Below are 25260 nucleotides of genomic sequence, written 5' to 3' on the forward strand. Positions count from 1 at the left end.
CGGTTGGTGGTTTGTTTCTTTTTGGCGATTGATCAGATCGCACAATCCGGGCTGAGTTCCCTCAAAGTGATCTACTATTTGGCGCAGCTATTTAGATCCTTTTTAAATCAAGTTAAAAGTAACATATTAAACAATAAGCATAGGTGAGCATCATTTGTATTAACTTAGACCTGATTTGACAGGTACTGATTATTTATACAGGTTTCTGTCAGATTACATCTGGTTTAAATCCTTCTCTGACCAGATGCGTTTTCCATCAAGTAATGTTTCCATTGGTGTCCGTCCACAGCACATTTTCCCCTGATGAGTTCGCTCATTATTATAGTGAGCCAGCCATTCATCAAGATCCGACTATAATGTTTCGATATCACCGTACAGCTTTTTGCGGAACGTTACCTGATAAAATTTTTTCAGTATTGTTTTGTGGAACCGCTCGCAGATGCCATTAGTCTACGGCGACAGCAAGTTTTATTAGTCGAAAGTAATGAGAGAAACGTTGAAAATGCCCTGGAGAACGTCTTGATAGTTATTTTTAAGTCTACTGAAAAGGCTGACTCCTGGCTGGGTAATAGCCTTATGGCCCAGGATGTTTTGCAACAATTTTCCCAGTCGTATTATCCAGTCGGTACTGCGAAATAGTTCCGTCCACAATGTGTTGGATCACCGCCTGAACTGTAGTCAATGGGACATTAAACCACTCTCTGGGAGCATAGACCTGACCGTTGTGGCTTTTGAGCGTAATATTGAGCCGACGGGCAGCAAGGAAACCATGTACCAATGCCTCTAATTTTTGGGCATTGAGGTTAAAGCACTGGCTGGTAGCCACAATCCTGACTGGTGCTTCGAGGAAAGTGCGGTCTTTCTGGGCATGTTCAATGCGTTGTTCCACGGTTGTTTCGGTAAAGCCAATCTTGTAAAGGCTTTGTTTATAAGGAATAAGCGCTGGGTCTGTACTCGTGGTGGCGAGCACATAAACCAAGCCGGTCGGCACCGCAGTATCTGATGGTTGCAACGTCTCGCCATTGAGTTGCACCTTGCGCCCTTCTTTATCTCTCACCAAGCCGTGAGTTAAGGATTGATAGAGCATGTTCATTTCGGTGCCATTCTCAAATATCAGCCGCAATCGGGCGTTGTAGGTCCGATATTCTTCCAAACGTTCACCAGCACTATGCACATACCCGAGTAACCCATTAAGAATAAAAAAATCGCCTTCAATAATTTTCAATTTATGGGTAAAACGCTCAAGACCAAAAGCCCCATCTTTTAAGCCTTTATGCAGTCGACGAAACAGTGGTTCGAAACGCGGGAAGTCGTGACAAGGCTGGCGCTGGGCAATTTCATCTGGCTGCTCTTTTTTGTCAGCGGAAATATACTGTAAGCTGAAGATGTCAGGTTCCGCAAAATCTAATAAACCGTCCTCGTCGTCGGCAAAAATATCCTCTAAAGAAGTCACCAGTTCTGATTTGTTGACGTAGGGTATTGGCTCTGGTTCAGCGACTAGCGGTGTTCTATCATTTTCAAGATGATTTGAAGCCAGAAGCCCCCGGCAATCCAGCGTTTGCAACGAAGCGCATATATCGGGGTTTTCTTTAATGATGCGCAATCGTCTTGCCAGGCGTTTCTCATCAAGAGAAGCGGTGCTGTTTTCTGTTGGCAGACGACCATGCCGATCGTAAAACGCGGCAATTTCGGCAAACTGATTGCCAGCCAAATCGACAGGACTCGCTTTGTTATTCAGGGGGTGAACATCCAATAAACAGAGATCATCTTCTTCACTGAGGATCTCATCTAATGTTGATTTGGCCGCTAATCGTGTTGTCGATAACCGGATCATTTTACTGCTCCTGATTAGCCAACTTCTGTTGCTTCATTTTGCGGATAAAGGCCAGCGCTTCGGCATAACGCTTCTCAATCGGATCACTGGCATTTAGCGATGGCTCTCTCTGTTGTTCTCGGGTGAACTGCTTGATCTTAGGCCAAAGGATAATTGCCTCTTCTTCGGAGACCTGCGATCGGCTGGCACTTACTGCTTCCTGAATGGTTTTCAGCATAGGCGCAGTTACCGATTTAGAGAGAATTTCATAAGCACCATGGAACGGATTTACCACATCTATCAGATCTATATCCAGATTATCAATACAGATGAACTTTTCACCCATTTTCAGGAACTGTTTACCTGTGATACTGTTAACTGATTCTTCTTCAGCACCATTTGCCATATCCACATTGGCATCCTGCGGCAGGTTTTCCCAATCAACCACACCTCCGTTCTGAGTGATCAACATACTTTGCAATACCCCCAGACGTACCTGTTCCTGTTCTTCTTCGGTCAAATCTGGGTAAAGCGTTTGAATCACTGCTGGCAAAGCTACTTGAGTAACGGTTTCGGGAGGCGTGGTTTCACTGATTGCCTCTTTGACCAACTGCTCGTTAGCCATCAGGGCCGCCATAATTTCATTCTTGTCACTGTTCAGAATATCCAACACTTTCGGGGATACTGGTGAGGTTGCGGAATCATCTACGAGCAAAGTATTGGGAGGCAGTGGCTGACCGTCCCATTGAGAACGAGGCTTAAACTGGATGTTGGGAGCCAGGATCTGCTCCATCAATAACGACGTGGTGATCGCCTTAAGCATATTATTGACCGATGCCTTCACATCATCATCCTGTGCATCGGGTTGAGCGATGAGATTGGTAAACTGAGCATGCGTTTTTCCCGTACAATCTCGGGTCGCCCGGCCGATAATCTGCACAATTTCTGTCAGAGAACTGCGATAGCCAATAGTCAGCACATGTTCACAGTAAGGCCAGTCAAACCCTTCTTTCGCCATGCCTAAGGCGATGATGATGTCCATGTCATCAGCCGCTTTGATATTACGTAAATACGCCTGGATTTTGGGGCGTTCGTTAGGATTATCATCAACCAGATTGGCTAATTTGATCTCACGGTCATTTTTTCCCGCAATATGGTAAACCCCAGTCAGAGGATCGCGTTTTATCACGTTGCCAATCACATCGATGATAGAATCAACCTCTCCGTATTTATCTTTGGTTGATTCACCGGAATTGACATTCGGAATATGAATAATCGTTTTTTTGCTGATATCGAGTACCGAGGGCAATGCATCAATATAACGCCCCTGATAAAAATGATAACCAATCCCCAGAGATTTAAGATATTGATAGCCGTTTAGCTGCTCGTAATAGGTGTATGTAACCTTAGTAAACAGTGCCTCATCCTCAGGCAATAGGATCGGCACGGTGTCGCCTCGGAAGTATGAGCCGGTCATAGCAATGATATGCGCACTCGATTTTTTTATGAGCTCGTCAATAAGATTACCAAGCCGGTTATCACCATCGGCAGACACATGGTGAAACTCATCAATAGCCACCAGGCAATTATTGAAATCTGTTACCAGTAATTTATCAAACGCAAAACGCAAGGTTGCATGAGTACATATCAGAATACGTTCTTTGCCGGATATAAAGCGTTGGAAAGCCTGAACCTTACCCGCTTCCCCGCCATCCACACACAGATTGTTCTCGGATTTAACACGCCAGTCAGCAAAAAAGCCTTTTTCGGTTAAACAGGTGTCCTGAAAAGAGCCGCCGATAGACTTTTCCGGGACGGCGACAATCACTTTTCGCACGCTCTGATTTTCCAGCTTATCCAGCCCCAGAAACATTAACGCACGAGATTTCCCCGAAGCCGGAGGAGCCTTGATCAATAGATACCGGCTGTTGCGTTCAGCAAAAGCACGGGTCTGCATTTCACGCATACCCATCGAATTAAGGCTGCTACTCTGGCCTGTTTGACCATATTCAACATGCAATAGGTTATTCATTATGGTTTCCTGCGTTGGCTGGTGTTCTGCTCTTTCTTGGTTTAGCCTGAGTTGCTTTCAGTTTCTGTGTCAGTGCTTCATAGCGAGCCAACAGGCAGCTTAAGCGGTCTGCTGCATCTTTGAATGGGCGCTCACGGTAAAGTCGATCCACCGCTGTATCGAGGGACTGATGGGCGGTTAACAGCTTTTGCGGCATCTTGTCGGGATCATAGAGTTCAGCCAGCGTATGGCCGGGAAACTCTTCACGGATTAAAATCACGTCTTCGGCGAATAGCTCGATTTGCGTACGTTGTGTGTCTGTAACTTCAGGCCAAGGAAAAGGGTTGTAAACTACCGAAGCAGAATAGCGATAGTCACTTTTCAACCTACCTGCTACCAGCCTCATCCAGTCGTTATGCATTAACGAAGAAAGTATTCCGAATTCGTATAGTGTACCGTTGGGGATAATATAATTTGCATTTGTTGAGATTATATCCGCATCCAAAAAACCTATTGGTATATATGTCCGACGCTCCGATGAAGCGCTGGGGACAAGAATATAACTGCCTGATTTAGGTTGACTAACTTGCATAAAAACATGAGGTTTTTGCGCCATTTTTATCGCTGCCGGATGACCAGCCTTTAACCGCAAATTCCGTATAACCTCAGTTCTTTTTTTTACCTCTGGCATTGCTTTCAAATCAGCGTCTGTAGCGTCAACTAACCACAAACACCACCTTTCCTTGCTGTTCAAAAACTCAGCCGCACCCAACACTTTCTTAATCCACCGTTTAACTAGCGGCTCATCCTTTAACAATTCATCTCGTTCATCTCGTGTAAGTAAAAGATTTCCACCATCAGTCGGTTTATTGCCAAAAAGTAACGGCGGAACACCTCTCACCAAAGGTTTGCTTGGTGTACCAATGGCAACATTACTTCCTTCTAGTAAGTAGGGACTAATATTACTTACATATCGGCTATGTAAGTCACCATCGATGCCTTGAAATAGCCTACGCGGTTTAGCACATGCAGATAATCCTACAATGATCACATGAACCGCAGCCTTGTCTCGAGCATTATTTGACCAAGCAAAGGTTGAATAAGCCAAATGAATATTAAGATTTAAAGCAAAAATTGATGGCCACAATGTAGAGACTTGCTCTCCTTGACAGATAGAATTAGTTGCAACAAATGCCAATTCAGCACGGGAATGTTGAATATATTGAGCTCCTTTCCAGAACCAACAAGCGACATAATCAAGATAACCTAACGCTTTAAAACCGCTAAAAACGACCTGCATATCTGATTTCTGTTCTTCTGTGCGACCAAGAGTACCCAAAAACGGCGGATTACCGATTACATAGACTTCGTCTTCAGCTTGCTTAGGACAGAGCTGATGCCAATCAAGACGCAAGCTGTTGCCACTATGAATATTGCCGCTTTCACGGAGCGGCAATGCCGGTGGCGCAAAACCAAACGCTTTTTCCCACTGACTATTCACCTGGTGTTCCGCCAGCCAGAGGGATAACCGAGCAATCTGGCAGGCGAAGTCATCAATTTCAATGCCGTAAAACTGTGACAGGTGAAGACCGCTCATTGAAAATGTTTGAGGTTCCAGCTCACGCAAGGCCTCAATCACTTCTATTTCCAGTTTGCGCAACGTTTTGTAGGCCACAATCAGGAAATTACCGGACCCACAGGCGGGATCAAACACTTTGATCTTGCCGAGCCGTACCAGTAGCGCCTTGAGCCCTTTGGCATTGTTACGTTGTTTATCCAATTCAATGCGTAACGGATCAAGAAACAATGGCTGAATCACCTTCATGATATTGCGATATGAGGTGTAGTGCTGCCCTAAGCGGCTGCGCTGCTCCACATCAATCACGGCCTGAAACATGCTGCCGAAAATATCCGGGTTAATCTCACTCCAGTTCATGGTGCCGCATTCGAGTAAGACTTTGCGTCCCTTTTTGCCCAGTTCGGGAACCGGTTCATCGCTGGCAAACAATCCACCATTTACATACGGAAATGCTGCCAGATGGGCGGGCAGCCTTTGCCGCTGAGGGCTGTCAGGCTTCTCATCTAGCACACCAAATAACCGATAAAGGAATGCATCCAGATCGCTGCCATCCTCTTCGGTAAAACCTTTGACAGCAGAAGTGAACTGGGAGAGGGCAAAGATACCGGTGTCTTCGGCAAAGAGGCAAAATAACAAACGGGTCAGAAAGACGTTAAGGGCGTGAATATCTTCAGACTTGCTGAGGTCATTACGGACTCGGATGAGGTCAAACAACTTCCCCATCTTCTCAGCGGCTTTCACATCAGCAGGGTTTTCACTGCTAATAATGGCTTTCTCAAGGCCCACTAACGGCAGAAAGAACCCGTAATTGCTATGTAACTCGTCCATCTCAATATCGAGCCGCTCTTTGCTCGCGGTATCCCAAGCCAGAAAGCGAGTAAAATCAGTGACCAGCACGAAGCGAATCTTGTTTTTAGCTATCGCAGGGTCATCAACGTACTGATTGAGAAGAGTTTCAAGATCTTCGCCTACCGCAGAAGACTGAAACCAGAGTTTATTCTTGATACCCACCTGACCAGGTTCTTTAGCGATGTTACGACTACTGCCCTGACGCACCTGTGTAATCGTTGATTTAGGAAAATCAAATGCGGCCATAAAACCGTAAATGAATTCGTCACGATTCATCTCTTGGGTTATCTGTTCAAGTTGCTCGAAAATCCTCGCTTGATTCACTGCCATACATAATCCTTCAGAGTACATAACTTGTTTTTTGCCATAACTATATACCGCTTGTAGGTAAACCAACAATTACGCAGATGAGCGTTATCGGGCGATCTGGCATTCTCCTTCCTTTTGAGAGGAGGAAATGGCGTGTTAATAGGCTATGTCAGGGTATCAACAAATGACCAAAACACCGATTTACAACGTGAAGCACTAGAACGGTTAGGATGTGAGCAGATATTTGAAGAGAAAATCGGTGGAGCTACAGAGAAAAAACCAAAACTCAATCGTGCGCTGAAGACATTACAGGCGGGGGATACGCTCGCGGTGTGGAAACTGGATCGATTGGGACGCAGTATGAGACAACTCGTCAAACTAATGGACACGTTACAACAACGAGGGATTCATTTTCGTAGCGTGACCGACTCCATAGATACCGCCACACCAATGGGAAGGTTTGTTTTTCACATTATGGGGGCGATGGCTGAAATGGAGCGAGAACTTATTGTCGAACGAACCCGTGCAGGTTTGGCTGCCGCCAGGGCTAAAGGACGCATCGGTGGACGCAGGCCCAAGCTGACGCCGGAGCAATGGGCACAAGCCGGACATCTTCTGGCTAACGGCGTCCCGCGACAGCAGGTGGCACTGATTTATGACGTAGCGGTAGATACCTTATATCGAAAATTCCCTGTCGGCAGAAAACGGAGTGCCAAAACGTAACGTTGAAAAGATTAAGTAATCTACTTCTGGTAAACCTGCCGTCAAAGAGACAGGCAGGTTTACCACACTGATTACCCAGCCTATCGTAATCACGTAGAGTCAGTGAGCCACCAAACAGTTGCTTTACCCTGTACATGGCCGTTTCCGCTATCGAGCGACGGTTATACTCCGTCGTCCATTTCCACCGCGCATTACTCCCGCTCATTCGCTGGTTCGCAACCGCACGGTTACGAGCTGCGTACTCACCCGGCCAGTAACCTGCCCCCTTTCGGGGAGGGATGAAAGCGCTGATTTTCTTACGGCGTAGTTCATCATGACACAGCCGGGTATCGTAAGCTCCATCCGCTGCGGCTGACCTGATTTTTCGATGGGTCTGCCTGATAAGACCCGGGAACGCTTCTGAATCAGTGACGTTGTTCAGCGACAGGTCTGTCGCAGATAATTTCATGTGTTTTGCTGTCAACGGCCAAGTGGAGCTTCCGCCAGATTCGACGGCGCTCTTTGCCGTGTTTTTTGACCTTCCATTAGCCTTCACCGAAGACCTTCATCACGGTGGAGTCAAGCACCAGATGCGCAATTTCACCCCGGGTCTGTGTTTTAAAGCTGACGTTAACCGACTTAGCCCGTTTACTGACACTACTGTAATCCGGGCAGCGCAACGGAACGCCCGTCAGGTCAAAAATGGACCTGTGCGGCCCTCAGGATCAGCCTGAATACGCGTTTAATCACCAGAACAGTAGTGATGGCGAGGTCAGAATAGCGCTGAGGTCTCCCCCGTGATGAAGGCGTTGCTGATTCATACCTGGCCCGAATAGCCTCGTCGTCCAGCAAGAAAGTCACGGAGCCCTGTTGATAAGAGCTATGTTGTATGTGTGCCAGTTGGTGCTCCTGAACTTCTGCTTTGCCACGGGACTACCTGAGTAGTGAGGAGATGCGTGATCTGATCCTTCTACTCAGCAAAAGTTCGATTTATTTAACAAAGCCGCGTATCGCCTGAAAACCCAACCCGCTACATATAGCGCTCGCCCGAAATCTGATTTATTCAACAAAGCCTGCCGTCCCTTGAAAAGCCCAGGCAGGCATGTGAATGTACGAACCGGAAAATATGATATTCAATCCTGGTAACAGTAATCGACGTTAGTACGGCATCTTTAATTATCATTAATCATAATATAATTAACAGAACTTCCCGTTTCATTTTATTAAGCCGAAAACATCCGTTAATTATCTACTGGACCAAATTGATTTAGTTATTACACCCAGAATATCCGCCCTTGTTTTACCCAAAAGTGAGATTTACAGCCGTCTTTGAGCCATACAGATGGATGTAATGTAGGAAAACCATTATTGTCCAGACGGTAGTCCCATCGGGGTTTCGCTTCATCGATTACAAGTAGCTCAATAGTACGGGCACATCCACAAGGGCATTTGAATCCGATGCACCAGTCTTCATCCCCATCTCTGGCAAGAATAATTGAACGTATGGGTACCTTTGCGGGTAATGAGTCCCCATTGATAATTTTCAGGTGCCGTGGCGGGAGCCACGGTTCCAGTTTACATAAAACATAGTAGAACAGCCTGTCGAAAATAGACATTATTTACCCCCCAGTTCCGGGATCCCCAAAAGAGGCTCTTCACATCCGACTGCAAGCCGGGGATTCAGCGCCTTCTCTATATCACTTTCATCGGTATAGTCTTCTTCGACACCAGCAAGACTGAACATAGTACGGGCAAATCTCTTATCAGGATATTCGCGAAAAGGGAAACACCTTGCGATGAATTCCGACACACAAGCCGATGCCGCTCGCATATTCAGGGTGATTACCGATGGAGCCTCTTCCTGAACCCCTGTGATGTAACCTCTCCCGACCTGATCTTCATAATCCTTCGCGCTCAGGTTTTCCCGGTATATAAGCTCAGGTGTATATACATGACGATCAGATAAAGTAGATCCACCGGGTTTTACATAATCAATCCGGCCCGTCACGTCCGTAATTTTTCGCCCATCTTCAGGATCAACATGAGTCGGAATTTTTACCCCCACATCAAGCAATGGGATTAAAAAAGCAGAAGCAATACGATCTGCAATCATTCGGGCATGGTAGGTGTCAACGCAGCAAAAGATTATATCTGCGTTTGCTGCAGCAAGAACGGCCTCCCGCGAGAAAATAGTATTGTGAATTGGCCGGGCAATATCGTCCCCCCGAATACGCTGAATAACTTCCGCGAACATGTCTACCTTTGGTCGGCAGACCATCGCATCTTCAAGGGTCGAGTTCAGGATCCGGTTCAGATTTTTCTTTTCTATATGGTCATGATCAATCAAAATAATTTCGCCAAAGCCCAGCCTTGCTACCTGCTCGGCCACAATCGACCCTGTACCGGATACACCAATGACAGCTGCGGTGAGCTTGTTAAAAGTGTCCGTCATCCCCGATGTAAAAGCCATTGCAGGCGGCCGTGGCTCAGTGATCCCGTCCCACCAGTAGTGAATATTATCACCCGCGACGGTTACCAGTTCCACATTATCAGAGTGCTTCCCCTCCCGGTAGCAACGTGCACGCATATTCCCGTCAGGAATCATAATTGCCGAACCATGAATGGTGTTAACGCCCTGAAAAAGCGATGCCATAGTATGCACATCACTTGCATCATCCATATCAGAGAAAGCCAGGAAACCACCTGGATGCGAATGGACAAGGATAATTGACATCGATTTTTCTTCTGCGATATCAATGGCCTTCTCAAGGTAGCTACCCGGCCAGGAAATAAAATCGATCGTCCTGGATTTACACTCTTCATATGGAACAAGAATGAGCTCCTTAGCCAGGAGCTTCAGACGAGTACCATCGTAACGATTACAGACCAGAATTGCAGCAGCCTCTTTTCCGTCTCCCGGGAACAGATGTTTACGGAGTGAGGCATGAAGCTCCTGCGTCAATATCAGGCGACTCCCGGAGCTCATTGTCCGGCCTCCTTTTGCAGACAACCATCCGCCATCGCCAGTTGAGAGATGACAGAATCTGTTTCAGGATCCCATGAGCGATGGCGGGACCATCGCTGATACGCGACACTATCAATAACCGCCGTAGCTTCCGTCGCTGGGATCTTGACGCCATTGACCCGCGACAGTGGCGGGTATACGTAAAACATATCCAGCATGTTTACGGGATAACCGGAGGTAATCAACAGGGCCAGTTTAATCTTATTATGGTTATACCCTTCCGGGAGTTCATAATCGTGGATAATCAGCCAGCGAGCATTCCCGTTCAGGCAGGTTTCCCAGGAATATCCCATTCCATCAAGATATTGCTCATCTGCAGGTAGCAAACTAAACTCACGACGGGTTACCCCGGATGCTTCGCCATTGTTCACATCTTTCGGCGTGAGGCGCAGCTTCTCAATGCCAGGCGTACGCAAATCAATGACGTCATCAATATTCTTCTCAATCTTAGGTTGCCCTTCGACTTTGAGGAAAATATGCCATGCCTGACCGGGATTCAGCCCTGCACGGATAACGGCGTCACGGATTACAATAGTAGGGGTATCAAAAGTAAATTCCTTACCCTGAACATTCAGTTTCCATGATGCCTTCCTGCTGATGAAGCGCTCAATACCATCCCCATCCAGATCGATAAACTGGTCATTCTGGATTTCAAGATCAGCTTCGTCTTCACGCTCCAGTAACAGTTTTTTATTATCATCAACATTGCCGAGTTTACGAACGACATAACCGGTAATTAAACGACATGGCCACTCCATACGAGTACCATCAATAGTAAACAAATAGGTGCGGTCTGACTCGACAATGATAAAGCGGCGAACCTGAGAGCCAAGATCCACAACTTCATCGGGACGGATGTCCTCCAGAGAACCATCAGAAAGCAACATCAGCACGACAGGTAGCTGATCGGGTTTAAACCCTGATGCAGCTGAAATCTGTGCACCGGTAGGCGTGTTATCTTCCACGGTTACCTGACGGTAAGTGAGGCTTTCGTCCGCCACCTCAATGATGCGACGGCGGAGATGTTGTGATTGCAGGTCGTTCATAAGTACCTCCGGTATTTTCTACAGTGGCATGGCCACCAAATCTCATTAAATAAAGCTGTTTAACCAGGAAACAATAAAAATCATTGCCCGCGAAAGTGACTATACATCACTCACTCTGGTTAAATCAACCAGTTTAATCAGAAGTTCCGGGGCCCGTGTAGATAAACTCAATACCACCTGTGGGTGATGATACCTCTGACCGCATAATAAGGCCTTCATTTACAAGCTTTTTGAGCCTTGTACTCGCATTCTGTACAGAGATATTGAGGGCTTTAGCAACATTGGCGGTACTGGCTCCCCCCCGGCTTAACACGACATCGAGCAATGCCTTTGTCGAGCTTTTCGATTCAGGGCCAATGATACGCATTCCCTTATCAAGCATCACAATCAAAGACTGCTGCTTTGCTATTGCTGCATAGTCCCAGTTATCAATGAGATCTGCAGAACTGACATCCGTGATAAAGAAGTACTTTTCTCCACAAAGCTGTTTTGCAAGTGCAATGACACTTTCCCGTGGAAAGGAGGAATCGGTAGCAACAATACCTTCAAGAGAAATTTCAAACGACCTGCAGCCAGGGTGTGAGTCAACAACATTTTGAAGCCGCTTAAACACTTCCCGTCCCACAACATTTCCAAATGGGTGGTTATTGTTTTCAGTGAGTTCCAGCAGTTTGACTTTCATACAATCCTGCTTCTTATGGTTAATTTAAGGAGATGATATTAATCATAGCCCAGGAAAAAATCAAAGCAAACCTGAGTGCCCTTAATCAACGCCAGTCCTCTTTTACCGGTAATTTCGGTGAGTTGACCATCTTTATATGTGATCCTCAACTCGAAGTTTGGTTGCCGGACAAGAACAACGGCATCATATCTGGCGGCCAGCTCCTGTGACCGTTTCAATCCCAGACCGCGAGCGGCCTCATCAGGCGCAGAGCCAAACTGACTTAATCCCCCATTTTTTAATGCTTGCGTAACCAAAAACATATCAGAATCCTCGGTTAAAGACTCAATTTCCTTTGAAATTTCAGGATAATATGTTCTGAGGTTTCGTTTCAGAGTTTTTGCAATTCCTAAACCGCTATCAGAAATTACAGTCTGGATATGTCGTCGCTTCCCTTTATATAACTGCAATGCCGCAAACCCAGGAATAGGTGTCTCGCTATGATCCCTTACATTACCAATGAGCTCAGAAAAAATTGTAAACACCGCCATGTAATATTCCTGGCCTGCATGGAGCACAAATTGTTTAGTCAGCTTTACCGGAATAGAATCATCAAAATTATCAAGGTCAATGGACGCTATCTCAACCAGATTGTCATTATTTCCCCGGTAGCGTTTTGCTCTTGATTCCGTCGGCCTTTCTGGCTGTACAGTCACATCAGAATGCAAATGGTCGAAAAAACCTAGCCGGTCCAAAAAGTCTTTCGTGGAAGGGCATTTACTGAAATCTAGTTCGATTATCTTCCCGGAAATGGCCGCCTGGTTTGCCAGAGCAATCACCCTCGCACCAGCCGCCAATAAAATCCTGCAGTTCTCCGGAAAGCATATTCTGCACCGGTTTGCTGAAGCGCCCAACAGACATCCTGCCGCTGATAAATTAGATTCGAAAACATCTTCATCAATCCAGGAGTCTGCATCCAGAACCAGAACGTATTCATCTTCTACATACCATTTCCAGTCAACCTGTTTGAGGCCTACGGCATTATTGTACAGAAATGAATTCAGGGCAGATTTATCAGAGTACCCGAGTTTTTTGGCTATCTGCTTACCTGTCAGTCCGGGAAATTCACGAAGCAGCTCTTTGATTTTCTCTATATCGAACAGCACTCGATAAAATCCTTAAGAGGGAAGTTAGTCAATGTTTGATGGCACACTGGATAACATATCGTTATACCTGACAGGTTCTCATAACAAAGCAACGTTTGTAAATGACATGGCATGCCGCTATCTCTTGTATTAATGCAACATTAAACGAAGCCCATACCCATACGCACATTTGATGAAAAATGAAGTCTCGATCCCGATGCCTCAGACATTTCCTCGTCCCCGAAAAGCTAATTATCTAAAGTCGGAATCAGACTCTCAGCTAGATCTCCCAGCGTCACCATCAGCATCATGGGATCAATTGGCGAAGAGTCAAACCCAACCCGCACGTAGAACTCCCGGGCTTCATCAGACAGCGCATGAACCAGCATCCCGCGAATGCCGATAGTCTCCGCCACCTGAATCACCCGTAACCCGGCATCCCGCACCAGTCCCCTGCCGATTCCATGACCATGTAATGATTTATCTACTGCCAGACGACCCAGGACGACTACCGGGATCGGATCAGGCATATTACGGCGAAAGCGCCCGGGCGCAGCACTTACCATCACGGCGCTGGAGGCCAGCGAGTAATACGCCAGCACTTTTGAACCATCACAGCAAACGAACGTCCGGGACGCGCCTGTTAGCTGATTTTTCATCGCCCGCTGTTTCAGCCAGTTGTCCATAGTATCCACGCCACAGCAAAATGCGGATAGCACATGCCCGGCATGAAGAGGCTCAGGCGCAGAAATCATTTTTTCAGTTCCCACGGCGCTGGCGTTTGCATGGTTTTACGCAGCGCAGCACTCGGCGCAGGAGCCTGATCCAAACGGGCAAGGAATTCCTGATAAGCATCTGGATCAGCCATAATGATGCGCTGTTCAATCAACGCATCCTCTGCGGCGGCGCGGGCGGCCTCCAGAACAAAATCAGTACGGTTTTTCCCTCTGGCTTTCGCTGCACGGTCGATAAGATCACGCTCGGCAGGTTTGATACGTAAATTTAATGTTTCGCGTTTGAGGGAAATGTTGTTCGTCGCTGGCATGAGATTATCCTCCTGTCTTATCTTCAGGACATTAACTATACAGCAAATGTAACGCAGATGTCATTACGAATTACAAAAACAGAACTGCCCGATAATGCTCTTTCCCTGTCTGGTGTTGTGATCAGCAGGCATCCTTACCTCACTTAAAAAGCATCAATTCAGAACTGAACGGAGAATAGCCGCCATTAGCACGTCAGCTTACGATTTTCATCCAGGGAAACATTTCACCAGCCGTAGAGACGCCCGAATCACCAAAATGAATGTGAATATGGTCATGCGAAATACCATTGCACGCTGCAGAAAACGGTGTGTTGATGGTACGCAATTCTATGCGTTGCCCATATCGAACCTCCAGAGGGCCGAAATAGCCATTGGGTTCGCAATGCAGGGGAAAGTCTCCCTGTTTAGCATGACAGTGCTGACAATGATTCATCCAGTAACGACTGTCCGTCGTTTTACTGTAATCTTTGGACAAGTAATGCTTAACCTGTCCGAGTTGCGTTAATACCCCTCGTGGCATGTCATCAATATAAAACACGAAAGCGGGTTTTTCGTGTACCATCCAGTATGTCTGCAATGTCTCTGAATTTGCTGTCTCGTCGTTGACATCATCTTCATCCGCTTCAAGAGTTTCATGCCCCACTGGCAGCAATATTGACGTCAGTAACGTTTCCTCACCACATTTCCAGCACGCACCAAATGTTTGTGCAATGTACCAGTATGGTGCACGAACATTTCTGTAAGGTATCCATTTTTCAAAGGGTTCTGGATGTATACCATCAGGAATATACCAGGTTTTGTTTTCAGAATCCCAACGGCTACCTAGACGTTTAGCTTCATCTTTCTCATCAAACGGAACATTAAGGTCTATTCTTGCCATTTATCCTCCTTGTCCGGATTTTGTAATCAGTCACCTGAAATTATTTTTATCACAGATAACGGGTAAGGGTATGGAAGCGCGCACTGACCTCGCCAGCTAATTTAACGCTTCACTCTCCAGATAAACGTTATTCGTCGGCATGATATACCCTTCCAGTCTGTACTCTGGATATTAACCATACAGCAATCGTAACGCAGGTGTCATTACGATATGCAAGCATCAGACGGAATCGAACCACTAGGAAACCACCGGGCTATTTCTCACACATCCATCCCAGCGTTATGATATTCAAGAGAAAATACGGGTCAAAAGGTGGGTCTTGACAAATAGTGGAGACAAAAACTATCATTAAAAACAGTTCAATAGATAACTGAATGTTCCCGAGTCCGGGCACCACTTATTCCAGAAAAACCAGCCTACGGGCTGGTTTTTTGCTTTCTACTGTACGGGACTCTCCATCGAACTTCGTTCGATTATTCGCGGCAGGCCGCTCACCCCTGCGGGGCCAGCGGCATAAAGCAATACGTCACACCAGCGATGAGCGCCATACCCCCGGAGTACAGCCGTACTCCGTCTGGAAATGGCGGATAAAGTGGGCGCAGTCGCTAAACCCCATTCGCCTGGCAATATCCGTCACGCTTTGCTGTGAGTTTTTCAGCAGCCAGCAGGCATAGCGCAGCCTGGCGCTACGAATAAATTCCCTGGTGCTTTTACCAAACTCGGCGTGAAACAGTCGGTTGAGCTGGCGCTCGCTCAGCTGCACATTATTGGCAAGCCAGGCGGTCGTCAGCGGCCGCGTAAGGTATTGTTCAATAATCAGCACCGCCCGACGCAGACGGGAGTCGGGGATCAGGGCAATATTCGGCGGCCTGGGCGTCGCCATATCGTAGGATGCCAGAGATAAACGTTGGCAGGTGGAGGCGGCGATTTCATTTCCCGCATAGGTGCGGATCATCTCGGTCGCCAGGGTTAGCGTGGATATCCCTCCGGGACAGGTCAGGACATCTCCTTCATCAATAAAATCGAAGCCTTCTTCAGCATAGACCTGCGGGAACCGACGCCTGAACGCTTCAAGATGAAAGGGATGTATCGAGGCACGTCGTTCATTCAGCATGCCCTCCTGAGCCAGGACGAAGCTGCCGGTACCAATACCAATCAGCGGCACCAGTGCGTGATGCGCCTGAATAAGATAATCGCGATCGCCGCGCAGGCCACCGTCGATGCTGTCCAGGCTGCCTCCAATAACAGCAATGTAGTTAAATAGCTCCGGAGGAGCGTGCGCCGTATCAGGTCTGATACGGACCCCGGAACTGCTGGCAATCGGTATATCAGGATGCTCGCTTATCAGACTGAGTTTAAAGGTGATTTTCTGATTCCGCTTGAGGGCGGCCGTCGCATAACGTAGCGCTTCAATTAATCCGGATAAAGGGAGTAGAGAAAAATTGGGCCAAAGTAACAAACCAATATGCAGCTGATGCCGCATGGCGGGCGTAACTCTGCCGTAACGTTCTGATATATTGTTCATTATCTTGCCAAAATAAAATCATAATTACATTAGTGCAACATTAATGTTGCTTTTATATTTATAAAAACAGAGCGTAATACCGGATTAAGCATAAATGAGAACCGCGTAATTTGAAACGCTTTTTTATTGTTCACTCTTCAGCTATATCAAAACAACTTTTATTTTACGTTTTAATTATCCGTAAGTTACACGCTTCCGGCCGTCAGCCTGCCGGCCTCCGTAACTGGCTATTTTAGGGAAAATAAACTGCCGTAACCAGCATGTATCTGCACCAGCAGCGCGTGCAACCGCCATCGTTGTCAGATTCATATTGCCCCTTCGCAGGGCGTTTCCTGAAAATTACCAAAGCACATAGCCACTCTTCTGGAATGGTTATTTTGGTTCATAATGCCGCATTCAGCAGTGGGCAAAATGCTGTTTTAATGACGACGGGTGATACTGCGACACACATAGGTGGGCAAGCTTTCTAAAATAAAAAGATAGTTTCCGTTCTGCTGAGCGTTAATCTGCATATAAATACTTTTCTGCGGATAGACGAAAAAAAGCGGCTCATATTTTTCCAACCAGCTATCCTCCACCTGGTCATCCGGGAACTTCATATTATGCTCGGATGTCAGGTAAAACACGTTCCCTTTACTCGCCACACGAAACGATATTTTACGATTAATCCGTTTGTTTACCTTCCCCCGCACCCGACCATTCATCATGAGCATACCGCGGGTGCCATCCATTCTGTAATTTAGCCACAGCTGCAATGTTTCATCCGAATGGTGTTGGACAAAATTCACTTCACAGGAAAATGGCCGCACGTAATAACACTGCCACAGGTAATAACCCAGCAGCAGCGCGCCGATCGGTAAACAACCGCTGAGAATATAGAGCATCAGACGATAACGAGTCATGCTAACGATCCTCAATAAAATAGTCAGAAATGCAGCGATTTGGCTCCTTCATCGACCTGTCGCAACGGATAACGGACGCTCGTGGCGGCAGAGCGTAACTGGCGATATAAATCCACGGGAAATTACCGCAATCATCCTTAAAATATTCGATGTAGGATAATGCCATCGTCTGCTCGCTTTTCATCTGAATACCGCTTGCCAGATAAACCCGACATTCCCCAACCCTCTTCAGAAAACGATAGTCGTCCACAAAATGGTTTCCCTGGGCAAAGCTATGGTTGATAACACCGATGCCTGCCAGCAGCAAAAGGGCCAGCAACGCACCCGCCAGCCATAGCTGACGTAACGCCGAAGAGGAAAATGCCTTCACCGACGTGTCAGAGTTAGCGGTTTCAGGCACGGGTTGCGCTATCGGCTCAGCGGTATCGCTCTGCTGGCCTTTGGCGTTTTCCTCACTTTCTGATAACCGTGGGTACGCTTCTTTAATCGTAATCTGCGTACCGCTGGCCAGGGTTAACCCGATACGAGGAATAGTTACGACAGGATCGTTATCAAGACCGATTTTCTTGAGCCCCTTCCGGAGAATAGAGATATTTTGATAATAGGTATTAGATGACACCAGCATCCCTCGTCTCTGCCAGACGATATCCATACACTCTTGTTGCGTAACAATGGTGCCAGCCCGTTCTATTAATAACAATAAACAACGGCCGGCAGGAGAATTTAAAACCACTACCCGATCAGGATGGTTAAGATCATGCAGAGTACTGGTCGCGGGGTGAAACTCAACCTTTTCATTAATGATATAATACTTATGCATATGGTCGGCAAAAATCTCCGGTTAAAGCATGTCTGTCGCCCCCATGTGTAGTGACTGCATGGGTTAAAAGGAATAAATCAACGCCCTCACGCAGATGAATATGACTGATAAATCTGATGCTGTATATCTCAGTCGTTGGCGAAAAATCTTATTTTTTCTTTCACTTTTCTGCCGCTTAACTGAAGTCAGATAAATCATTGATGATAACACTCACAGTCGCCCGCCCCCACCCGACAGACAAAAACCTTTTTTCCTTATTTTTTCTTAACCTCCTTTCTTTCACCTGCATGCCGCCCCAGACCAGGTATTAACATCCTCCTCAGGCCGCTACTCATTATTAGTTACCCACTCTGAATCGCCACCGCTACAGGACCCTTGACATTGACAAAATCATACAAATAAAGAAATTGAACATAACGGTCACCCGTGTCTGAAACCTTCTGAACAATGAGACTTCAATTTTCCTGAAAACCAGGAACAGCAAGGTATACAGGCTGATTTCGTTAAATGTTTCGAAATGAAACCATCAGCAATAAACGAGCTAATAACTCGATAATTGTTAGTCACCGTAAGTAATCAAGTCGAAAAAATGACACTACATGACAATTCACTTACAAAACATTTATCAAAGACAAATTTTCATTAAAAAATGTCGTTATGCTTATTTGCAGATAATTAAGGGAATGTGTTAGTTAAGCCCCCAGGATGAACCTGCGCATACCCGCGATTAAAATAAATTAAGATTAATTCAGATTACCGGTTTATCTAACTGAGTATAGTGGCAGCTAAGCGCAATGATAACCAAGAGAGACTGGTGATACCTGCCATGCCTGCACAGTGGCACCGCATTATTATAAATTAAGGAATAACATGGCGAATAAACTTGAATTTAAAAGCAATTATAACATTACTTTAATGGGAGGCGATCGCTTTGCCCGCCACGGCATCACGACATTATTACAAGGTATCTCCCCGGGCATTCGAATAGAAAAGTCAGATAGCGATTATTCACGAATCGATAACCTGTTAACAACATCTACGATTGATATTCTCTTTGTTTCGGGCGCTGAAAAATATCACGCCGGCTTTGATTGCCTGAGCCACATAAAAAAAATCAAAGCGAATTATCCTGAGGTGTTCGTATGCATGTACTCCACCCCGGCGAATTCTTTGCTGTGGGTTCATGGCGAGATTGATGCCTATATCTCGCTACAGGATCCGCTTTATCACTGGCGAGCCAGCTTATTAAAAATGGTGGATAGCCGCTATCGGTCAAAAACCAGGCCCATGGCGTTGTCGTTGACCCCTGGGGAGTGGCGGGTATTGAAAAAAATCCGCAATGGCCTGGATATACGTTACATCGCCGAACTCGAGAAACTTTCCTATCGCCGTGTCAGCGCCTTAAAGAACTCAGCGATAAGAAAACTAGGTCTCAGAAATAAGACGGACCTGCTGGTTTTTTTAACCAGTTAACCCCGTTGCTTCAGAGAGCGTCCTTTAATAGCAAACTATGGAATCAAAAAAATGAAGACTCGTGTAAATAACAAAACGTTGCTGGCATTAGGCATTGCGGCTCTGCTGCCATTCGGTTCAGCGCTGGCAGCGGGCACCAGCGGTGGCACCGTCAACTTCAACGGCAGCGTCGTCACCTCGGCCTGCGCCATCAGCGCCAATAGCGCCAATATTGACGTCAACCTCGGGGAAGTGCGTACCGCGACGCTCGCCGCAGCAGGTAGCGAGGCCAGCACGGCAAAAGCATTCTCCATCGTTCTTGAGGATTGCGAAATCGCGGATACTTCCGGGTCTACTGAAGAGAACCCGATCCCTGCCACGACGGTTGCGGTAACCTTTACCGGAACGCCGGACAGCGCCGATGCCGACAGCCTCGCCGTCGGTTCTAACGGTAGCAGCGCATCCGCGCAAAACGTGGCTATTCGTCTGTATGACGAGCAGGGTAACGTCGTGAGACTGGGCGAAGCCGCAGCGCCTGTCGCCCTGCGTAATGGCTCAAACACCCTCAACTTCAGCGCGAAATACTATTCACCGCAAGGCAACGCCACCGCGGGCGATGCCAGCGCCGTCGCAACCTACACCGTTACCTATTCGTAATCTTCGGGCCTGGCCTTCTGGCCGGGCCCGGCTCACTGTCAGGAGAGGCACTATGCGCTCATTAACATGGATTTGTCTGGCCGCTTCGCTGTGCTCATCGGTAGCGTATGCGGGCGGGGTGGGGTTGGGCGCAACGCGAATGGTTTACTCAGGCGCCACGACCCAGTCGATGCTGCAAATCAGAAACACACACCCTGATTCCTCTTTCCTCATCCAGTCGTGGATCGAGAATGAGCAAGGGCAACGCTCGAATGATTTTGTCATCACGCCGCCGCTGTATGTTTTAAAGCCAGCAACCGAGAGCGTCGTGAAAATTATGTTTAACGGCAAATCGCTACCGCGGGACCGCGAAACGCTGTACTGGATGACGGTTAAAGCCATTCCGCAGCAAAGTAACAACGCGGCCAGCAATTCACTGCAATTTGCCTCGGCTAACCGCATAAAAGTCTTTTATCGCCCGCAAGGTCTCGCAGGCGATGTTAACGAAGCGTGGAAAAAAATCACCGCCGACTATCGCGCCGGCAAAGTCACGCTCAATAACGCCACGCCGTATTACCTCACCACCATCAATTTAAAAATCGACGGCAGGCCCGTGCAACCGGTGATGGTTCCGCCGCGGGCCAGCATAACGCTGATGGAATCGTTCACTCAGGCGAGGGTGATGAGCTATCAGACCATCAATGATTATGGAGCCTGGACTCCCGTCAACAGCGTGTCGCTAACCCAAAAATAAAAATGAAAGGTATGACCGTGTGAAAGCAAAAATCATTTGCGCCATGGTAATTGTCCATGCCATGCAGCATGTCGCTGCCGCAGAGAGTGATTTGCAGTTTAACCCTGCTTTCCTCAGCGGTGAGAGCGGGAATATTGCCGATCTCTCATGGGTTAATGCGGGGAACGCATTACCACCCGGCGAGTACAACATTAACGTTTATATTAATAACAATTATGCTTTCACCGGTAATGTGAAATTCAGCATCGAGCGGAGCAAGGGGCAAAGCGAAGCCATGCCCTGCGTCACCCCAGAACAAATCGTCGCGCTGGGTATTGATAGCCGGCAGGCCAAAGACGAACCGCTGCCGCTGACCCGGCAATGCTATTTTTTAAACGCGCTGTTTCCGGGCGCTCGTTTTGATTTCGACCAGAAAACGCTAACCCTCAATTTCAGCCTGCCGCAGAGCTTTATGCGTCATCTGCCGCGCGGCTACGTCAGCCCGGAAAGCTGGGAATATGGTATCCATGCCGCCTGGCTGAACTACGTCGTCAACGGTTCCAGTAACGAGTTTCGCGGCGACACCCGCACCCGCGATCGGCAGCTCTTCGTCAGCCTGAACAGCGGCGTGAATCTGGGAGCGTGGCGGCTACGCGACTACACCACCTGGACTAAACAGGCCAATGAACTTAGCCATGTGCAAACCTGGCTACAAAGGGATATCCCTGCCCTGGGCGCGCAGGCCTACGTCGGAGAGACCTACACCTCCGCACAACTCTTTGATTCCGTCGGCCTGCGCGGCGTCGCGCTGAAAACCGATGACAACATGCTGCCCGCCAGCCTGAGCGGATACGCACCGGAGGTTCGCGGCATCGCGCGTAGCAATGCCACCGTTACCGTACGGCAGAACGGCAACATTATTTATCAGACAAACGTCCCCGCCGGGGCATTCATGCTGAAAGATCTCTACCCCACCTCCTCAGGCGGCGATTTAGCCGTCACCATTCAGGAGAGCGACGGCAGCAAAACGCAGTACATCGTTCCGTTTGCCAGCGTGCCGAACCTGGTGCGCACCGGGCAGCTGAAATACGCCGTCAATGGCGGGAAGCTGCGTCCCATCGGCAACCAGGACTCCCCGTCGTTCGCTCAGAGCGAACTGTTTTATGGCTGGGAGTACGGTCTCACCTTTTACGGCGGCGCGCAGTTTTCTGAAAACTATCGCGGGCTCGCGCTCGGCGTGGGGCAAAATCTCGGGCGCTTTGGCGCGTACTCGCTGGATATTACCCACGCGCGCAGCACGCTGGCGGACGGGCATCGCTACAGCGGTGATTCCCTGCGCCTACGATACGGCAAGCTGCTCAACGACTTTGGCACACGCTTTAATTTCTACTCGCTGCGCTACTCTACGCAGGGGTTCTATACCCTGAGCGATACCGCCTACAAAGGGATGACGGGCGGCGTAGCGAAGCAGGTAGTAGAGGCGGATGGTAGCGTCACCACCAGCTATGAGAACCTTTATAACCTGCATCTGTCACGCAAAGCGAAGAACCAGCTGCTGCTATCACAGCCGATGGGCAGGTTCGGCTCACTCTCTCTGTCATGGGATCAGCAAACCTACTGGCATACCGCCAACAAGACGCAAAGCCTGCAGCTGGCGTGGAATGCCATGTTCCGTCATGTCTCCGTCGGCGCCAGTTTTCAACGTAGCGGCAACCTGTTCGATAACCAGAAAGAGAACCTCTTCGCCCTGTCGCTCTCCATCCCCTTCGGCACGCCGCAGCTGGCGACCCGCGCCCGCTTTACCACCACGCATGCCGGCTCAACGGGCACCATCAACAGCACGGGCGTCAGCGGCTACATGCCCGGCATGGAGAATTTGTTCTATAACGTCAATCAGCGTTACAGCGCGCAGCAGCAGTACGGGGCCGATAGCGCATTGCAGTATGAGGGTCCATGGGGAGACTACAACCTGGGCTATAGCTACTCCCGCGACGCCCGCAATCTGAGCTACGGCATGAGCGGCGGCGCGGTTCTCCATGAAGATGGCCTGACGCTGAGCCAACCGCTGGGAAACACCAATATCCTGGTCAAAGCGCCGGGGGCCGGCAACGTCTCGGTGCTCAATCATAAAGGCATCAAAACCGATAGCCGGGGCTACGCGGTGATCCCCTATGCCACACCGTATCGCGTCAATCAGGTCGCGCTGGATGTCACCACCGCCGGAAATGACGTTGAGCTGGAGAACGCCATCGTCAGCAAAACGCCGACCGATGGCGCGCTGGTGCGGGCCACCATGGTGACCAGACAGGGGGCGAAGGCCCTGTTCGTGATTCGCCGTCACAATGAGGTGTTGCCGTTCGGCGCTGTCGTATCGCTTGCCGATGAGCAGACCAGCAGTATCGTTGGCGATGCCGGCAGCCTGTATCTGCCAGGTTTACCGCCTGAAGGCACGCTCAAAGCCGTCTGGGGGCAAGGGAGCGCCAAAAGTTGCAGCGTTAAATATCGCCTGCGCCAGCAGGACTATAACCCCCATACCGGCCTCTATTCACAGGAGGTTATATGCCAGTAACGACCCGGCTGCCCGCTATCGCGCTAATTGTTGCCCTGACCGCCCCCGCTTACGGCTATGACGTCCTGGTCTCCGTGCGCGGTCATTTAATCGGCAATACCTGCGTCGTTTCCGCTGATTCCAAAGAACAGAGCGTTCCGCTGGGCACCATCGGTATTAAGCAGTTTCGCGAAGCGGGCGCGGTAAGCAATATCAAAAGCGCCTTCACGTTAAAACTGGAGGAGTGCGGCCCCACCTTTGCCGGAGCAAAAATCCGCTTTAGCGGCACGCCGGACGACCTCAACCCGCAGCTGATTAAGGTGGCAGACGGCGGCGCAACCGGGGTGGCGGTACAAATCCTGGATAAAGACAGCCTCCTGGTGCCGCTGGAAAGCCAAACCACCGCCTACGGCGCCTCGGGAGATGAAAGCGTGCAGATGACATTTTATGCGCGGCTGGTGGCCACGGGCGCCCCCGTCAATACCGGAGACGTGTCAGCCATCGCCACCTGGACTACGGAGTATCAATGATGCGTTTTTTACTGTTTATCGGCTGGCTGTGCGTCAGCACCAACGTGCTGGCGCTGGAATGGCGATCGGATATTACGCTCTCTCCACAACCGATGACCTACACCGGCCCCGCCGATTCCGTCGTCCCGGGGAACATTATCGGCTCAACGTGGATCGCCACGGTCAGCGTGCAGCAGGTGTTCTGGTGCGGGCTGATTTTTACCTGTAACAAAGGCACGCTCGAACCGAGCGGCAGCGCTGTCCCCGCCGGAATCACGGTGAACGTCGATGGCGCAAACTACGCCGTTTTTGAGACCGGCGTACCCGGGATAGGCTACATCCTCGGGCTGAAGGACTTTAACGGCTCATCCTACATGCCGCTGCAGAACGGGGTGACTCAAAGCTACCCCGCCGATGGCACCAGCGGCATGGCTTTTGATTTAGGCTGGTCGGCGAAACTGACCTACATTAAAACCGGCAATGCGCTGAAAACGGGCGTATACCAGATCCCAACCATTAATGCCGCCATCCTGACGGCGTATAACAACGAAACCAAAACCGCCCAGGTGATCATCAACCCTACCACCGTGACGGTGACGGCCAGCGGCTGTACGGTCGGCACAAACAGCGCCAGTGTCGAACTGGGTACCTTCGATGTACGCACGCTGCCCAACGTCGGCAGCACCTCGCCGTCGGGGGCATTTAATGTCAGCCTCACCTGCGATGAACAGGTTGCGCTCTATGCGGTGATGACGGATCAAACGACGCCATCGAACACCTCCTCCACCGTGACGCTGACCGGCGACTCCACCGCCTCCGGGGTGGGCGTACAGTTCTTTTACAACGGCAGCGGCCCGCTGATGATGGGGCCGGACAGTTCGGCATCGGGTACCAGCAACCAGTTTTTTATCCAGACCACCACGGCAGTGCAGGCGCTCTCTTTGCCGTTTCAGGCACGGTACGTTCGCACCGGCCCGCTGGTGCCGGGCTCCGCCAACGCCCTGGCGAGCATTACCTTTTCCTACCAATGACCCGTCTGGCCGCCATGCGTGGTGGGTAAAAACGACAAA

Annotated in this window: 21 protein-coding genes and 2 pseudogenes; 7 read left to right on the plus strand and 16 right to left on the minus strand. The window is 48.9% G+C overall.

The annotated features are described in order from the left end of the window. Positions 1–213: 213 nt before the first annotated feature. The 4 genes and pseudogenes from ACI2JR_RS16215 to ACI2JR_RS16230 all read right to left on the minus strand — a co-directional run. A pseudogene (locus tag ACI2JR_RS16215) lies at positions 214–450 on the minus strand (integrase core domain-containing protein); the annotation flags it as partial. Positions 451–574: 124 nt separating this feature from the next. Continuing rightward, the gene (locus ACI2JR_RS16220; protein WP_462478977.1) at positions 575–1834 is read right to left on the minus strand and encodes a GIY-YIG nuclease family protein; all 1260 of its coding nucleotides are present in this window, start codon (positions 1832–1834) and stop codon (positions 575–577) included. Between the two features lies 1 nt (position 1835). After that, complete coding sequence (locus ACI2JR_RS16225) at positions 1836–3845, minus strand: DEAD/DEAH box helicase (RefSeq protein WP_462478978.1); 2010 nt, start codon at positions 3843–3845, stop codon at positions 1836–1838. Further along, entirely contained in the window at positions 3838–6582 is a 2745-nt protein-coding gene (locus ACI2JR_RS16230; protein WP_462478979.1) for a class I SAM-dependent DNA methyltransferase, read from the minus strand. The genes ACI2JR_RS16225 and ACI2JR_RS16230 overlap by 8 nt, the downstream gene beginning before the upstream one ends. A 132-nt stretch (positions 6583–6714) precedes the next feature. Between ACI2JR_RS16230 and ACI2JR_RS16235 the strand changes: the two genes are divergently transcribed. Further along, positions 6715–7284: a recombinase family protein gene (locus tag ACI2JR_RS16235; protein ID WP_042928315.1), complete on the plus strand. Its 570-nt coding sequence runs from the start codon at positions 6715–6717 to the stop codon at positions 7282–7284. Between the two features lie 82 nt (positions 7285–7366). Here the strand turns inward: ACI2JR_RS16235 and ACI2JR_RS16240 are convergent. The 12 genes and pseudogenes from ACI2JR_RS16240 to ACI2JR_RS16295 form a co-directional block, all read right to left on the minus strand. Next, positions 7367–8224: pseudogene (locus ACI2JR_RS16240) on the minus strand (IS5 family transposase); the annotation flags it as partial. Positions 8225–8537: 313 nt separating this feature from the next. Further along, positions 8538–8879: a ubiquitination-like system serine protease family protein gene (locus ACI2JR_RS16245; RefSeq protein ID WP_071532308.1), complete on the minus strand. Its 342-nt coding sequence runs from the start codon at positions 8877–8879 to the stop codon at positions 8538–8540. Beyond that, complete coding sequence (locus tag ACI2JR_RS16250; protein WP_462478980.1) at positions 8879–10249, minus strand: ThiF family adenylyltransferase; 1371 nt, start codon at positions 10247–10249, stop codon at positions 8879–8881. The genes ACI2JR_RS16245 and ACI2JR_RS16250 overlap by 1 nt, the downstream gene beginning before the upstream one ends. Continuing rightward, positions 10246–11334, minus strand: a complete 1089-nt coding sequence (locus ACI2JR_RS16255; RefSeq protein ID WP_462478981.1) for a multiubiquitin domain-containing protein — start codon at positions 11332–11334, stop codon at positions 10246–10248. The genes ACI2JR_RS16250 and ACI2JR_RS16255 overlap by 4 nt, the downstream gene beginning before the upstream one ends. Positions 11335–11467: 133 nt before the next feature. Next, entirely contained in the window at positions 11468–12016 is a 549-nt protein-coding gene (locus ACI2JR_RS16260) for a winged helix-turn-helix transcriptional regulator (protein ID WP_462478982.1), read from the minus strand. A 38-nt stretch (positions 12017–12054) separates the two neighbouring features. Beyond that, positions 12055–13161, minus strand: a complete 1107-nt coding sequence (locus tag ACI2JR_RS16265) for a hypothetical protein (protein ID WP_009654098.1) — start codon at positions 13159–13161, stop codon at positions 12055–12057. Positions 13162–13388: 227 nt separating this feature from the next. Beyond that, entirely contained in the window at positions 13389–13895 is a 507-nt protein-coding gene (locus ACI2JR_RS16270; protein WP_042928317.1) for a GNAT family N-acetyltransferase, read from the minus strand. Next, positions 13892–14185 carry a DUF1778 domain-containing protein gene (locus ACI2JR_RS16275; RefSeq protein WP_462478983.1) on the minus strand — a complete coding sequence of 98 codons (294 nt, stop codon included), beginning with the start codon at positions 14183–14185 and terminating at the stop codon, positions 13892–13894. Before ACI2JR_RS16275 ends, ACI2JR_RS16270 begins: the two co-directional genes overlap by 4 nt. Before the next feature lie 193 nt (positions 14186–14378). After that, entirely contained in the window at positions 14379–15065 is a 687-nt protein-coding gene (locus ACI2JR_RS16280; RefSeq protein WP_462478984.1) for a DUF5710 domain-containing protein, read from the minus strand. 526 nt (positions 15066–15591) lie between these two features. Further along, a complete protein-coding gene (locus tag ACI2JR_RS16285; protein WP_243655219.1) occupies positions 15592–16590 on the minus strand; it encodes a GlxA family transcriptional regulator in 999 nt (332 codons plus the stop codon). A gap of 419 nt (positions 16591–17009) precedes the next feature. Then, positions 17010–17492: a hypothetical protein gene (locus ACI2JR_RS16290; protein WP_462478985.1), complete on the minus strand. Its 483-nt coding sequence runs from the start codon at positions 17490–17492 to the stop codon at positions 17010–17012. Position 17493: 1 nt separating this feature from the next. Continuing rightward, positions 17494–18312 carry a winged helix-turn-helix domain-containing protein gene (locus ACI2JR_RS16295; RefSeq protein ID WP_132729749.1) on the minus strand — a complete coding sequence of 273 codons (819 nt, stop codon included), beginning with the start codon at positions 18310–18312 and terminating at the stop codon, positions 17494–17496. An 870-nt stretch (positions 18313–19182) separates the two neighbouring features. Here ACI2JR_RS16295 and ACI2JR_RS16300 point away from each other — a divergent pair. The 6 genes from ACI2JR_RS16300 to ACI2JR_RS16325 are packed head-to-tail and all read left to right on the plus strand — an operon-like array spanning position 19183 to position 25221. Then, positions 19183–19785: a helix-turn-helix transcriptional regulator gene (locus ACI2JR_RS16300; RefSeq protein WP_462478986.1), complete on the plus strand. Its 603-nt coding sequence runs from the start codon at positions 19183–19185 to the stop codon at positions 19783–19785. A gap of 51 nt (positions 19786–19836) precedes the next feature. Further along, the gene (locus ACI2JR_RS16305) at positions 19837–20421 is read left to right on the plus strand and encodes a fimbrial protein (RefSeq protein WP_132729747.1); all 585 of its coding nucleotides are present in this window, start codon (positions 19837–19839) and stop codon (positions 20419–20421) included. A gap of 52 nt (positions 20422–20473) precedes the next feature. After that, positions 20474–21154, plus strand: coding sequence for a fimbrial biogenesis chaperone (locus ACI2JR_RS16310; protein ID WP_132729746.1), 681 nt, complete (start codon positions 20474–20476; stop codon positions 21152–21154). Between the two features lie 19 nt (positions 21155–21173). Beyond that, positions 21174–23702, plus strand: coding sequence for a fimbria/pilus outer membrane usher protein (locus ACI2JR_RS16315; RefSeq protein WP_462478987.1), 2529 nt, complete (start codon positions 21174–21176; stop codon positions 23700–23702). Next, complete coding sequence (locus ACI2JR_RS16320) at positions 23693–24211, plus strand: fimbrial protein (RefSeq protein WP_132729744.1); 519 nt, start codon at positions 23693–23695, stop codon at positions 24209–24211. The genes ACI2JR_RS16315 and ACI2JR_RS16320 overlap by 10 nt, the downstream gene beginning before the upstream one ends. Next, positions 24208–25221, plus strand: a complete 1014-nt coding sequence (locus ACI2JR_RS16325; RefSeq protein WP_462478988.1) for a fimbrial protein — start codon at positions 24208–24210, stop codon at positions 25219–25221. The genes ACI2JR_RS16320 and ACI2JR_RS16325 overlap by 4 nt, the downstream gene beginning before the upstream one ends. Positions 25222–25260 lie beyond the last annotated feature (39 nt).

Origin of the sequence: Klebsiella sp. NPDC088457 (assembly GCF_044900465.1) — a bacterium.
Lineage (GTDB): Bacteria > Pseudomonadota > Gammaproteobacteria > Enterobacterales > Enterobacteriaceae > Klebsiella.

Coding starts and splice junctions, on each gene's coding strand:
- ACI2JR_RS16220 (WP_462478977.1), bottom strand. CDS start 1,834: ATGATCCGGTTATCGACAACACGATTAGCGGCCAAATCAACATTAGAT.
- ACI2JR_RS16225 (WP_462478978.1), bottom strand. CDS start 3,845: ATGAATAACCTATTGCATGTTGAATATGGTCAAACAGGCCAGAGTAGC.
- ACI2JR_RS16230 (WP_462478979.1), bottom strand. CDS start 6,582: ATGGCAGTGAATCAAGCGAGGATTTTCGAGCAACTTGAACAGATAACC.
- ACI2JR_RS16245 (WP_071532308.1), bottom strand. CDS start 8,879: ATGTCTATTTTCGACAGGCTGTTCTACTATGTTTTATGTAAACTGGAA.
- ACI2JR_RS16250 (WP_462478980.1), bottom strand. CDS start 10,249: ATGAGCTCCGGGAGTCGCCTGATATTGACGCAGGAGCTTCATGCCTCA.
- ACI2JR_RS16255 (WP_462478981.1), bottom strand. CDS start 11,334: ATGAACGACCTGCAATCACAACATCTCCGCCGTCGCATCATTGAGGTG.
- ACI2JR_RS16260 (WP_462478982.1), bottom strand. CDS start 12,016: ATGAAAGTCAAACTGCTGGAACTCACTGAAAACAATAACCACCCATTT.
- ACI2JR_RS16270 (WP_042928317.1), bottom strand. CDS start 13,895: ATGATTTCTGCGCCTGAGCCTCTTCATGCCGGGCATGTGCTATCCGCA.
- ACI2JR_RS16275 (WP_462478983.1), bottom strand. CDS start 14,185: ATGCCAGCGACGAACAACATTTCCCTCAAACGCGAAACATTAAATTTA.
- ACI2JR_RS16280 (WP_462478984.1), bottom strand. CDS start 15,065: ATGGCAAGAATAGACCTTAATGTTCCGTTTGATGAGAAAGATGAAGCT.
- ACI2JR_RS16285 (WP_243655219.1), bottom strand. CDS start 16,590: ATGAACAATATATCAGAACGTTACGGCAGAGTTACGCCCGCCATGCGG.
- ACI2JR_RS16290 (WP_462478985.1), bottom strand. CDS start 17,492: ATGACTCGTTATCGTCTGATGCTCTATATTCTCAGCGGTTGTTTACCG.
- ACI2JR_RS16295 (WP_132729749.1), bottom strand. CDS start 18,312: ATGCATAAGTATTATATCATTAATGAAAAGGTTGAGTTTCACCCCGCG.
- ACI2JR_RS16300 (WP_462478986.1), top strand. CDS start 19,183: ATGGCGAATAAACTTGAATTTAAAAGCAATTATAACATTACTTTAATG.
- ACI2JR_RS16305 (WP_132729747.1), top strand. CDS start 19,837: ATGAAGACTCGTGTAAATAACAAAACGTTGCTGGCATTAGGCATTGCG.
- ACI2JR_RS16310 (WP_132729746.1), top strand. CDS start 20,474: ATGCGCTCATTAACATGGATTTGTCTGGCCGCTTCGCTGTGCTCATCG.
- ACI2JR_RS16320 (WP_132729744.1), top strand. CDS start 23,693: ATGCCAGTAACGACCCGGCTGCCCGCTATCGCGCTAATTGTTGCCCTG.
- ACI2JR_RS16325 (WP_462478988.1), top strand. CDS start 24,208: ATGATGCGTTTTTTACTGTTTATCGGCTGGCTGTGCGTCAGCACCAAC.